The 12,486-nt window shown below is 33.9% G+C and carries 11 protein-coding genes; 9 read left to right on the top strand and 2 right to left on the bottom strand.

Annotated elements, in window-relative coordinates:
* Positions 1 to 138 precede the first annotated feature (138 nt).
* From ACPWSR_RS03280 to ACPWSR_RS03245, 8 genes are all read left to right on the top strand, one after another.
* A complete protein-coding gene (locus ACPWSR_RS03280; RefSeq protein WP_426350275.1) occupies positions 139 to 816 on the top strand; it encodes a response regulator transcription factor in 678 nt (225 codons plus the stop codon).
* Position 817: 1 nt separating this feature from the next.
* Positions 818 to 2,536: a sensor histidine kinase gene (locus tag ACPWSR_RS03275; protein ID WP_426350274.1), complete on the top strand. Its 1,719-nt coding sequence runs from the start codon at positions 818 to 820 to the stop codon at positions 2,534 to 2,536.
* A gap of 447 nt (positions 2,537 to 2,983) precedes the next feature.
* A complete protein-coding gene (locus ACPWSR_RS03270) occupies positions 2,984 to 4,612 on the top strand; it encodes an extracellular solute-binding protein (protein ID WP_426350273.1) in 1,629 nt (542 codons plus the stop codon).
* A gap of 96 nt (positions 4,613 to 4,708) precedes the next feature.
* On the top strand, positions 4,709 to 5,626 hold the full coding sequence (locus tag ACPWSR_RS03265) for an ABC transporter permease (RefSeq protein ID WP_426350272.1): 918 nt from the start codon (positions 4,709 to 4,711) through the stop codon (positions 5,624 to 5,626).
* A gap of 11 nt (positions 5,627 to 5,637) precedes the next feature.
* Positions 5,638 to 6,513, top strand: a complete 876-nt coding sequence (locus ACPWSR_RS03260; protein WP_426350271.1) for a carbohydrate ABC transporter permease — start codon at positions 5,638 to 5,640, stop codon at positions 6,511 to 6,513.
* A gap of 29 nt (positions 6,514 to 6,542) precedes the next feature.
* Entirely contained in the window at positions 6,543 to 7,379 is an 837-nt protein-coding gene (locus ACPWSR_RS03255; RefSeq protein WP_426350270.1) for a glycerophosphodiester phosphodiesterase family protein, read from the top strand.
* Positions 7,380 to 7,545: 166 nt separating this feature from the next.
* On the top strand, positions 7,546 to 9,732 hold the full coding sequence (locus ACPWSR_RS03250; protein ID WP_426350269.1) for an extracellular solute-binding protein: 2,187 nt from the start codon (positions 7,546 to 7,548) through the stop codon (positions 9,730 to 9,732).
* Positions 9,733 to 9,818: 86 nt separating this feature from the next.
* Positions 9,819 to 9,965 (top strand): hypothetical protein, encoded by a 147-nt coding sequence (locus ACPWSR_RS03245; protein WP_426350268.1) that lies wholly within the window; start codon positions 9,819 to 9,821, stop codon positions 9,963 to 9,965.
* Here ACPWSR_RS03245 and ACPWSR_RS03240 read toward each other — a convergent pair.
* A complete protein-coding gene (locus ACPWSR_RS03240) occupies positions 9,949 to 10,806 on the bottom strand; it encodes a metallophosphoesterase (protein WP_426350267.1) in 858 nt (285 codons plus the stop codon). The genes ACPWSR_RS03245 and ACPWSR_RS03240 overlap by 17 nt on opposite strands.
* Before the next feature lie 34 nt (positions 10,807 to 10,840).
* Positions 10,841 to 11,611 (bottom strand): GNAT family N-acetyltransferase, encoded by a 771-nt coding sequence (locus ACPWSR_RS03235; protein ID WP_426350266.1) that lies wholly within the window; start codon positions 11,609 to 11,611, stop codon positions 10,841 to 10,843.
* A 330-nt stretch (positions 11,612 to 11,941) separates the two neighbouring features.
* Between ACPWSR_RS03235 and ACPWSR_RS03230 the strand changes: the two genes are divergently transcribed.
* Positions 11,942 to 12,421 carry a hypothetical protein gene (locus tag ACPWSR_RS03230; protein ID WP_426350265.1) on the top strand — a complete coding sequence of 160 codons (480 nt, stop codon included), beginning with the start codon at positions 11,942 to 11,944 and terminating at the stop codon, positions 12,419 to 12,421.
* The last annotated feature ends 65 nt before the right edge of the window (positions 12,422 to 12,486 follow it).

Here is a 12,486-nt window from a genome sequence, read left to right as displayed (position 1 = left end):
TCGCATTACATGCGAACGTTTTCTCACTTCTATGGTGCCATTCACATTACATTAATCTACAAATTTTTTAGTGGAGCAAAAAGGATACAGAAAGGATAAATCACAGTGTTATCTTATATTTAGGGGGTGAGTAGAGGGATGAGCTATAAGATTTTATTGGTGGAGGATGATCCTTCCCTTTGTGAGATAATAACTGATTATTTCGAGGAGAAGAGTGATTATGGGTACGAGTTAGAGGTTGTTCAGAAGGGGGATGAGGCTTTAGATAGCTGCCTTAATAATTATTACGATCTAGTGCTTTTAGATGTTATGCTTCCAGAGGTGGATGGTTTCACTATCTGTAAAAGCCTTAGAAAAAAGAGTGACGTGCCTATTATTTTTATTACAGCGAAGGGGAATGAGGTGTACAAGCTTAAAGGCTATAGTCTTGGATGTGATGACTATGTATCTAAACCATTTTCCTTGGCAGAGCTTTATGCAAAGGTTGGAGCCTTGATAAAAAGATCAAAGGGCTTGATAAGAGAAGAGCTTATTGTGATAGGGGATATCAAGCTAAATCCTCATAGCCGTGAGGTTTTTCTTAATGATGATGAGCTTAATCTTGCTCCAAAGGAATATGCCATTTTAAAGATACTCATGGAAAATAAGAATAAGATAGTTACTAGAGAGAGCCTTCTCTTAAGAGTCTGGGGCTATGACTTTGAGGGAAATGATAGAGTTGTGGATAATCATATAAAAAAGCTCAGAAAGGCTTTAGGCAGCAGTGGCAATGCCATCAAAACCATTATCAAGGCTGGCTATAAAATGGAGGTTTAAAATGAAAGCAAAAGGTGTGTTTATTAAAACTCTTTCAATGTTCTTTATAGTTTATCTTGTACTTATGATGATCTTTAGCAATCATATCATTAAGGAAGAGAAGGAAAAAAATAGAGTAAGCTTTATTAATGCAGCCTTTCAAGTAAGTGATAATGTATGGAATACTATTAAGAAATATGCTAGCGAAGATAATTATATTCATGACATTACCTCTGTAAAAAAGGAATTATTGACTCTATATATGAGAAACACAGCCATGGAAATGGCTCTTTTTGATGAAAAGTTTGAGCTGATACACAATACTTCTGATAAATGGGTTATCACCTATAGTCAAAGAATGCCTGATACAAGCTCATTAACACAATTTGGTTTTTTAGAACCAAAGGATTGGTTTAGTGAAGAAGAGATATCAAAAATGGAGTCTATAATGTATGACAAGCCAGTGGCAAAAAAGGTAGGGGATATTTCAAATTATTACCTTCAGCTTAAGGGCTTTTGGGTAGATGGTACCACTATTATCCCGGAAGAAATAATAGTTATGGAAGAGCTAGTAACAAGATTTGATAAAGATGGAAATGTTGAATATGCTTCTATAGTAGAGTCCAGTAAAGATTATGGCTTTAAAACGAACTATCAAAATACTAAGGACTTGCCTTATTTTAAGGGTGGAGGTATTGAGTCAACAGCAACTATTGCTTACTCTGATAGAGAGACTCGTATACTGAGAAAGGATGCAAGACAAAGGTCGCTGAGAGAAAAGGTTTTAGATGTAGATACTTTAAGGGAAACTCTTATAAGCGGCTTAGCAACTGCAGAAAGATATGAAGAGGTAGGAGGATTTAAGCAGCAGGGCTATATTGTAATTCCCTTTGATGGTACATTTTTAATGAATTCCTTTGCAATGACTGGGAAAGCAAACTATTATGCTGTATTTGCCAATGAGTATTCTGCTTTACAGGACTCTATGGATAAGCTCATACCCATTTGGATATCATCCTTTATTATTTTTATGCTGGCTGGTGCAATTTTAGCTTACAGTAATTATAATACTTACAATAAAAAAGAAATGATGGACAAGCATCACCGGGAGCTTACTAATGCTCTGGCTCATGATTTGAAAACACCCTTAGCAATCATTTCTGGTTACTCAGAAAATCTCAGGGATAATATTCACACTGAGAAACGTGAGTACTACGCCTCTAAGATTCAAGATAAAGCTATTTATATGGATGGAATTATTAAAGAGATGCTGGAGCTATCTAGGCTGGAATCGGGAAATGTAAGGCTTAACAAAGAAGAGCTATCATTAAATGAACTTTCCCAGAGCGTATACAACCGATATGTTGAAGTAATTAATGAAAAGAATATACACTTTACCATAGAGGGAGAGGCAACAATATTAGGGGATAGAAATCTTATTTTGAAGGTAATAGATAATTTCATTATTAATGCAGTTAGCTTTACTCCTGAAAATGGAAGAATAGAGATTGAAATCACTGATAAGGCTTATGGAATATTTAATAGTGGAAGTCATATTCCAGAAGACAAAATAGATGATATATGGACAGCTTACACCAAGGGTGATGACTCCAGGAGAATATCACAGGGAACAGGCCTTGGGCTGCATATAGCTGGAGAGATACTAAAGCTTCATAAGCTTGTGTATGGAGCTAGGAATACTGGGGATGGAGTTAGGTTCTGGTTTTTTGTTAAGAAATAAAAATGAAATAAATAAGATATGTTAATTAGGAAGTTTACGATAATTTACTTAGGCCTCTAGATTTTGAAAATCTAGAAGGTCTTTTTTTGTGAGTTTATAGATGGTTTGTGCTTAATCTCCAAGCAATGGTACAAGGTTATTTGTGGTTCATAACTTCACATCAATATCTTTATTGAAAAAATGTTATGTTTTAAAAGGTTATTTTAAATTTTGATACGTTATAAGAAGAACAACCTTATAGAGAATGAAAAAATATATTTTTGCCCTGATTATTCAGTAAATTTACTGTTAAATGCTTATAACAGAGCTAAAATTCCTGTTTTTTAATATATAACGTTATAACAAATATGTAATTGTAAATATTTACATAACTTTTAAATAATTTATTGACACGTTTCAATTTAATTTCTATAATGTAAGTATATACCAAAATAGGAGGTAAGTGTTATGTTGTCAGCAAAAAAAGGGCTTTTAGCTTTATTAAGTGGAATGTTTATTTTTACTGCCGTTGGTTGTTCTTCTGATTCTTCTAAAGAGGGTAGTTCAGGTGGAGGGAGCAAGTCAGCGGAATATTTAAATACAGAGTCTCAGTTTCCTATTGTAAAGGAACCTATTGAATTAACTATAATGGTTAAGCAAGCAGCAACTCATCCTGAATTTGACAAAATCTATAATCTACAAAAATATGAAGAAATGACAGGGATAAAAATTAATTGGATTAACGTTCCAGCCAGTGGATGGGATGAAAATCTTAACCTTGCCATGGCCAGTGGAGAACTTCCTGACATTATCTTAAAGGGTAGCATCAGTTCAGCCAATCAGCTTAGCTGGGGGGAAGATGAGCTGCTTATTGATTTGATGGAAAACGATTTGCTAGAAACCTATGCTCCAAACTTTTGGAGCTATATGGACAAGTTTGAGGATGTGAAGCAGAGCCAAACCTTCCCAAATGGAGCTATATATTCTATACCTGCGGCAACAGAAGAGCCAGCTACTAGAATACTTAGAAAGCTCTTTATTAATACTGAGTGGCTTGAAGCCGTAAACCTGGACATGCCTACGACCTATGAAGAGCTCTATGAGGTTTTAAAGGCCTTTAAGGAGCAGGATCCTAATGGAAACGGAGTAGCCGATGAGATAGGTCTTTATAGCAGTACTGGTGCACTGTATGAAACCTTTTATGGTATGTTTGGATTAGAAAATCGTGGTACACATCATTCATCCTTTGATATAGATGAAGATACTGGTGATATAAGATACTTCCCAATGGACGAAGACTATAGAGAATTTTTAGAGTTTACTAAGAGATTGTATGAAGAAGGGCTATTACATGAGGAGATGTTCTCCTATTCTGATTCACAAATGGCTTCTTGGGTTGTAGAAGATAAGGCTGGTATATTCATTAATACCTCATTATCCATACTTCCAGGAAATTATACTTCTAAGTTCAAGGGTCTCGATGAAGCCTTAGAGGGACCTAATGGAGATAAGATTTGGTCAGGAGTTCGTTCTCATTTACATAGCACAGGTGCTTTTGTAATCACCTCTGCTTGTGAATATCCAGAAGCAGCTTTAAGATGGGTAGACTATTTCTACAGCGATGAAGGAAACGCATTCTATCACTACGGAATTGAAGGAGACACCTACGTAAAGAACGATGATGGGAGCTACAGTTATACTCAAGAAATAATAGATAAATTTGCTGAATCCTCAAAGGATAGTGTGATATCAAATTATTCCCCATATCCTTATGGAAATAATCCTACGATTATGAAATACCCATTCTTCAGTGGAGACGAGTTAACTCCTATTCCAATGGAGGCGGCAGATAACTTAATGCCTTATATACCAGAAGAGATATGGCCTTTCTTTACCTTTACTAAGGACGAAAATAGAATAATGACAACCTATAATACTGATATTGGAAACTATGTGAAGACAAGCACCGCTGAATTCATTACAGGTCAGAAGGAGCTTAATGACAGCACCTGGAAGGAATATGTTAGCGCTATAGAAAAAATGGGTGTTGAAGAGATGCTTAATGTATATGAAGCTGCCTATGAAAGGATTAAGTAGTGAGGTTAGCTAATTACTAAACAGTAGATATGTGTTTATTATGCCAGCTAGTGGTTGCTGATAAGCCTTAGCTGGCATTTAAATTGGAGGTTATATATGAATAAGTTTACCTGGAGGAACTCTATAAAAAAATATTGGCAGTTATATTTACTTTTAATCCCGGTTATTGCTTACTTCATAATATTTAAGTATATCCCCATGGTTGGAGTGCAGATTGCCTTTAAAGATTTTTCTAATGTTAAAGGTATATGGGGAAGTGACTGGATAGGTCTTGAAAATTTTATGAGATTTTTTAGAAGTCCTGTTTTTACCGATATTATAAGTAATACTGTTATTTTAAGTTTATTTACACTAATTTTCACATTTCCAGCGCCAATAATACTAGCATTAATTGTAAATGAGCTTAGAGTTAAGTTAGCAAAAAAAGCTCTACAAAATATAACCTATGCACCTCATTTTTTATCAACTATAGTAGTGGTAGGTATGATGGGGGCTTTATTATCTCCTTCAATAGGAATTATTAATACTATGCTAATAAAGGCAGGGATTATTGATAAGGGTATCTATTTTATGAACCTGCCTCAGTGGTTTAGGCCAATGTATATAATTTCAGACTTATGGAAAAACATGGGTTGGAATGCGATAATATTTATTTCTGCTTTAAGCTCTATAGATGTGACTTTGTATGAGGCTGCTAGGGTTGATGGTGCTAGCAAATGGCAGCAGATGAAGAAGATAACCGTTCCCTTACTAGTTCCAACGATTATGATTATGCTTATACTTACCTGTGGTAATATCATGTCCATTGGGTTTGAAAAGGTATTTTTGATGCAGACAGATTTAAATCTATCAGTATCTGAGGTTATTTCTACTTATGTGTACAAGACAGGTCTAGTTAATAATCAATATAGTTATGCAACGGCTATTGACTTGTTTAACTCGGTGATTAACTTTAGTATCTTAATTATTGTAAATAAACTATCTAAGAAGTATTCAGATAACAGTCTATGGTAAAGGAGGGCAATATGAAACGTAAAGTTGATAGTGACAAGATATTTGATTTTATTATTTATTCTTTAGCTGTAGTCATCTTACTTATTATCCTTTATCCTCTTATTTTTGTTGTTAGTGCCTCGCTTAGTGATCCTAATTCAGTGGTTTCGGGAAAGGTGTGGCTTACACCAATTAATTTTACTTTAAGAGCTTATGAGGAAACCTTCAAAAGTGCTAGTATTATGACAGGTTATAAAAATACAATAATATATACCTTTGTTGGTACTTTTATTAACATGGTAATGACTATAATGGCCGCATATCCTCTATCAAAGCCTGATCTCAAGGGAAGAAATTTCTTAATGATTCTTATTACCTTTACAATGTTCTTCAGCGGAGGTATGATACCAAGCTTCCTAAACATTAAGGACTTAGGTTTATATGATAGTATGTGGGCAATGGTACTGCCTGGCGCAATAAACGTAACTAATCTAATAATAGTAAAAAACTATTTTCAAAATTATATTCCTAAGGAATTAATAGAAGCAGCTGAAATTGATGGTTATTCCAACATTGGAATATTGTTTAACGTAGTATTGCCCTTAGCCAAACCAATTTTAGCGGTGATAACTATATACTATATGGTTTCTCATTGGAATTCATATTTTAGTGCATTGATTTACCTTAGAGATCAGAGTAAATACCCACTGCAAATATTCTTGAGGCAGATACTTCTTCAAAATCAAGTGGGAGATATGGGTACTGGTGATTCTGTATCCAACATAATGCTTTATGAGACACTAAAATATGCAGTAATTATTGTTTCTAGTGTTCCGGTACTTATTATATATCCTTTCTTCCAAAAGTTTTTCCAGAAGGGTATAATGATGGGCTCTGTAAAGGGTTAGTAAAAGTTAAAGCTTAGGAGGGAAATTATATGACTTATAATGCGAGCAATATTAAAGAATATAATAAAAATAAGGTTCTTATTGCAACTCACAGAGGTGCTGCTGGTGGAAATATCCCCTGCAATACAATTGCAGCCTTTGAAGCAGCCTTGAGACAGGGAAGCGACATAATTGAGACAGATGTTATAAAAAGCGCTGATGGTAAGTTTTTTATATTTCATAATGGAACAGAAAAGACACTGCTTTCTATGGATATAGATATAAGGGAGCTGCCTGCGGAGGAAATAAAAAAACTAAGACTGGTTAATGTTGATAACAATGTGACTGAATATGGGATAGATACATTAGATGAAGCCTTAGATTATTTAAAGGGAAGATGCTTAATAAATCTTGACCGCTGCTGGGATTTTGTTCCCGATGTGGTTGAGGCGGTTAAAAAGCATAATATGACTGAGCAAATTATTCTAAAAAGCCCGCCAGATATAAAGGTTTTTAAAGCTCTAGAGTCACTTGATGAAAAAGTAGCTTATATGCCTATAATTAAAAATAATGATGATTGTAGTGAAATCCTTGAAAAGATGAATATAAATTATATTGGTGCTGAGCTAGTATTTTTCACAGAGGATGCACCGATTATTCAAGAGGAGTATTTAGAAAGGTATAAAAGGAATAATAAGGTTCTGTGGGGAAATGGTATACTCTACAGCTATAAGGTTCCTCTAAGCGCCGGTCACAGTGATGATATATCTATAACAGGTAATCCAGATGAAGGCTGGGGATGGCTTGTAGATAAGGGCTTTGATATCATACAAACGGATTGGCCTGGAATGCTTAGAGATTATCTCAATAAAATAAATAGAAGATAGTTACGATTATCGATCTCTGCTAAATAAATATTTATTAATTGGTCTAAAGGTGTCTTTTATTGATGGTTTTTTGATATCATGCTATACTTACATTATGTTACTTTAATAGTAATATATGTTATAAAAAATATCGAGATAGTAATTTTGATTAAGGATAGTGAAATACATGGCAACTATTTTAGATGTAGCAAAGGCTGCTGGAGTTTCCCAGGGAACTGTATCTAATGTTCTCAACGGGAAGGGAAATGTTAGTAGTGAAAAAATTAGGTTGGTACAAGAAGCTGCTAAGAAGCTAGGATATAGGATGAATAAAAGCGCTAAGCTTCTGAGAACAGGGAGTTCTAAGAGTCTTGCGGTAATATTGCCTAGCCTTCGCTTTCGTGAGTACCTGGATTTTTATTCAAGCTTTAGAAACTATGCGAAGAATAATGGGTACAAGGTAATTTTGTATAATACACATGATAATGAATATGATGAAAAGAAGATATTAAAAGAAATTAAATCAGAAATGATTCATGGAATAGCCACTTTTACTGCTCTTGGCAAGAAGGGAAAGCTTTACGAAGATAATGATTTTTATTGTAGTAATATTATTTATGCTGAAAGAATACCTGAGGGGATAGATTCTTTTCAGTATGTAGGCTTTGACTATGAAGGAGCAGGGAGAAGTATTGGTGAGAGGGTTCTGAAAAATGGACATAAAAGCATTTGTCTTTTTACTAATGAGCTGAATCTGTCCAATGAAAAAGCTTTTTATAATGGCTTTTCTGAGGCTATATTAAAGGATGAGAGCTGCATACTTGAACATATTCACACTGACACAGCAGCATATACTAAAAATTCTACTTTATTACTAGAGACTAAAAAACCTTTAGATTGCATTGTTACCTCACATTTGACCTTAGCAGAGACGGCAAGGGATATGATAAATACCTTAGGAAATGGGACTCAAATACCAATATATACCCTGTCCCCTATATATTCTATGCCAGAAAACAAATATCAGAAGTATGAGCTAAATTATCATCTTCTAGGAAAAACTGCTGCAGAAAGGCTCATTAAAGGAGAGGAATTCTCAGAGAAGATCAATTTAAATATCTTAGAAAATGATGGCTTCAGATCCTGGGTTCCTTCTAATGTGGGCTCTGATAATAGAGATAAAAAGCTCAGGATAATAACAATAGATAGTCCTCATGCCCAGGCATTAAAAAATATGGCTAAGCTATATACTAATGCCACAGGGGTAGATGTTCAAATTTCAGTGTTTTCCTATGATTCTCTTTTTGATACCTTTTCAAATATGGGGCAAGCTAATATTTTTGATATTATTAGAATAGATAATACATGGTTATCTTATTTTGCTGAAAAGCTCTTTATTCCTTTGGAAGAGATTGATCCAGAGGTGAAGTCAATGTTTTCTGAGTTTTTGCCTTCACTTCCAGAGAATTATTCTATGTTTAATAATAAAATATATGCGCTACCGGAAACCCCCAGTGCGCAGCTGCTTTTTTATAGAAAGGATTTATTTGAAAACATAGGGATAAAGAGAGCCTATAAGGAAAGATATAAGCAGGAGCTGGAGCCTCCAGTGGATTATAAGAGCTTTAATCAGATTGCAGAGTTTTTTACAAGAAAATATAATCCTGATTCCCCTGTTGAATATGGAACTACCTTGACACTGGGAAACACCGGCGTAACTGCAACAGAGTTTTTGGCAAGATACTTCAGTTACAGAAAAAATTTAAATCGTGTTAACGGCAAGATTAAGATAAACGATGACTCTGGGAAGAAGGCTCTTTCAGATTTATTAGCCTGCAAAGATTTTATTAGTGAAAATAAACATAAATGGTGGACTGATTCTGCAAGAGAATTTTCTTCTGGTAATGTGGCAATGTCAATTATCTTCAGCAATTATGCCTCTGAAATAATAGGCTATGATTCAAAGATAATTCATAACATAGGCTATGCTATGGTTCCTGGTGGCAATCCTATCATTGGAGGAGGTTCCTTAGGAATATCAAAAAACTGCGGCAATGTGGAGGAAGCTTACTCCTTTATAAAGTGGGTATGCAGTGAGCCTATTGCTTCAGCCTTAACAGCCTTAGGAAGTGTATCGCCAGATAAAAAGACCTATGATCATTATGATATTATTGACGCCTTCCCCTGGCTTGAGATTGCAAAGGATTGTTTTCCTAAATCCTATACTGCAAGAAATCCTAAAAACAAAAATGCAAGATTTAATGAAAGAAGATTTTTGAGCATACTAGGAACAGCGATTATTAACGTTATCAATGAGGTTATGTCCATCGATGAAGCCCTAGACTATGCACAGCTAAGCTTAGAGGAATTATAAACAGATGGATAGTTAATCAGATGGATAATTATATAGATAGTTAAGCAAGGAATGAGGAGCAGATATTTGCTCCTCATTTTCATAAGTTGATTTACATAATATGGGAGAATTCTCGGTTCTATGGTGACAGCCACCTTACAAAAATGTGTAATATACGACAATCAGCGAGAGGAGCTGCTTCTGCCAGTAAAAAGAGTGGACATACAGTTCTTTTTGCTAAGGAGATAATGTAACCACTATGAGTTCTGGCCTGTTGAATATTCTAATAGGAATAATACTATTTCCTAGCCCTCTACTTATAACCATCGATGTATTATTACTTGTGTGAATACCTTCGGTTAATTTAGGTAAAAAACCTTGGTCAGGTGCTATTAACCCACCTATAAAGGGTAGTCTAACTTGCCCTCCATGGGCATGTCCAGAAAATACTAAATCCACATCACTCATAGAATATATATCAAACAATTCAGGCCTATGAGAAAGTAGAATTTTAAAATAATTATTCTGCTCTACTAGGTTGTTTAATAAATTTTCAGTTTGTATATTATCACCATATTCTCGTGAGTCTGCTTCATTAAATGATGGATCAGACAATCCTATTATATCAATAGAATGATTATCTTTAATAACTTCTGTTTTTTCATTATCTAAAACAATAACTCCAGCTTCTTCTAACTTGGACTTTAAATTATTATATGAACCAGACCAAGCCTCATGGTTTCCAGAAACATAATATATTGGTGCAATATCAATTGTTCCATTTATTAATTCCATTGCAGCATCAATATCCGTATTATTTGAATCAATTAAATCTCCAGTAATGACAATTATGTCAGGATTTATTGTTTCTATTTTTTCTAATATACTGTTTTGTTTGTTTCCAAATTCCTTATTGTGAAGGTCTGAAACCTGTAATATTCTATATCCATTAAAGGCTTCAGGAATTTTATCGTTCTTAAATACTATCTCATTTATTGTTATGGAATTATTTTGCCAGCTAACGAAAGCAATTAATCCAACAATGACAGCAATAATAACTATTAATGTATTTTTTCTTTTTCTCTTAAATCTCATATCATCTCCCCTTATATTAAATTGATATTCTTTCTTAAATAAAGTATATAAAATATTCCTTGTCTAAGTTATAGCCTAACTTTTCAGCAAGTGCTACAGAATTGAGATTTGAAGCATCCCATTTAGGATAAATGTTTCTATCTAAGCATTCTAAAATTACTTTTGAAGCACAAGCAAGAGCCAAGCCTTTTCTTTGATATTCTGGCTTTGTTTCTATAGTAATATCAATATGACCTTTGCAATAACTATAGGAGGAGGCGCCAGATATTATTTCTCCATCTTTCATAATCACATAGCCTATTCCATAGTTTAAGAAATGCTCTAAAGATAAAAAGTTAGAGCAGAAATCTTCTGTCCAGCTTTGTTGTAAGGCTATTTGATAAATTTCTTCATTAATTCTTTTAGTATTAAGTTCAGGCTGTATTGCATCAGCATAGTTTTCAAGCTTATTTCTATCGAAAATATTAGACTCGTGCTTAAAAGAATAACGCTTACGTTTCTTAAAGGTCTCTGCAAAGTTTTCTTCAATAAATTCTGACCAAGTATTACTAGAATATCCAATTAGCTTGCCTTTACAGTTATCTTTTAAAATATCTACAATTTCTGCTTTGTATTTTTTATCTATATTTCCGATCAAGTAGCAGAAATCAGCGATAACAAGTATTGCAGTAGTAGGATTAATTATATCATTAACCCAAGAAGCTCCAGAAATAAATCCTTGCAAGTAGCCTGGAAGAGTAGCTTCGTTTTTTGGTAATTCTAATTGATTTAATATTTGTAAGTTGTCCTTTGATAATTTTATCATTTAAGATTAAACTCCCTTCATTCACCAAATAGATTATTTTACTGGTAATAATAATGCAGATTAAATTCCTCAAGTAATAGTTATATTGTATCATTACTAAGGATTCACATGTAATAAATTTACTTATATGACAATATTTTATACTATATTGATGAGGGAATATAGTCAGGGCAAATTAATTATCTTAGATTTTGAAACTTATTATTCCATTAATATGTATTAATAAATAGATGATAAAATTTGGAAGGTGAGCTGCACCTTTACTAAAGGTAGCTTTAAACTCTAGTGAACAGAAAGGGAAAGTAAATTATAAAAAGATTATTTTGGGTTATGATTACACTAATATTATTTATAATGTCTGGCTGTAATAAAGCTAAGGTTACTACTGGAGATGAAAAGAAAGCAGAGGATTATGTTAAGGCAGAAGGATATAAAATTACTGCCTATATGGGAGAGATACAGAAGTATATATTAGATAAAAATATGCTGTTTGGGCCAGCTAGTATGCAATATCAGCAAATTTGGTCAGTGCAGAATTATGAGCCTGATCAGTATTTTGGGAAAGAGATAATTACTTATGGCTTTACTGTAGAAAATCATCCTCTACAAAAGAGAGATAACAATGGGAAAAATGGAGTGAATGTCTATATCATGATGATAGACGGCGAGGTTATTGGAGGATATTCATTTCCCAATGCTGATGTAGCTGGTGCATATAGTTCACTAGATGGGAAAACCTTAGAGGAGGTTACGGGTTTAAGCTTTCAGAGATGGAGTGAAGAGTGGGAGAAGAAATCGGGGATTGATTAGGTTTAAATTTAAAAGTAGCTAGAACCAACAACGGTCTTAAAGATTGCTTTGAAATATAAAAAGGT

Source organism: Alloiococcus sp. CFN-8 (genome assembly GCF_049943125.1).
In the GTDB taxonomy this organism is placed as follows: Bacteria; Bacillota; Clostridia; order Clostridiales; family Clostridiaceae; genus JAEXZL01.
Note: the sequence above shows the minus strand (reverse complement) of the source record. Positions and strands in the feature narration are given on the sequence as shown.

Coding starts and splice junctions, on each gene's coding strand:
- ACPWSR_RS03280 (WP_426350275.1), top strand. CDS start 139: ATGAGCTATAAGATTTTATTGGTGGAGGATGATCCTTCCCTTTGTGAG.
- ACPWSR_RS03250 (WP_426350269.1), top strand. CDS start 7,546: ATGGCAACTATTTTAGATGTAGCAAAGGCTGCTGGAGTTTCCCAGGGA.
- ACPWSR_RS03235 (WP_426350266.1), bottom strand. CDS start 11,611: ATGATAAAATTATCAAAGGACAACTTACAAATATTAAATCAATTAGAA.
- ACPWSR_RS03240 (WP_426350267.1), bottom strand. CDS start 10,806: ATGAGATTTAAGAGAAAAAGAAAAAATACATTAATAGTTATTATTGCT.
- ACPWSR_RS03275 (WP_426350274.1), top strand. CDS start 818: ATGAAAGCAAAAGGTGTGTTTATTAAAACTCTTTCAATGTTCTTTATA.
- ACPWSR_RS03230 (WP_426350265.1), top strand. CDS start 11,942: ATGATTACACTAATATTATTTATAATGTCTGGCTGTAATAAAGCTAAG.
- ACPWSR_RS03265 (WP_426350272.1), top strand. CDS start 4,709: ATGAATAAGTTTACCTGGAGGAACTCTATAAAAAAATATTGGCAGTTA.
- ACPWSR_RS03260 (WP_426350271.1), top strand. CDS start 5,638: ATGAAACGTAAAGTTGATAGTGACAAGATATTTGATTTTATTATTTAT.
- ACPWSR_RS03270 (WP_426350273.1), top strand. CDS start 2,984: ATGTTGTCAGCAAAAAAAGGGCTTTTAGCTTTATTAAGTGGAATGTTT.
- ACPWSR_RS03255 (WP_426350270.1), top strand. CDS start 6,543: ATGACTTATAATGCGAGCAATATTAAAGAATATAATAAAAATAAGGTT.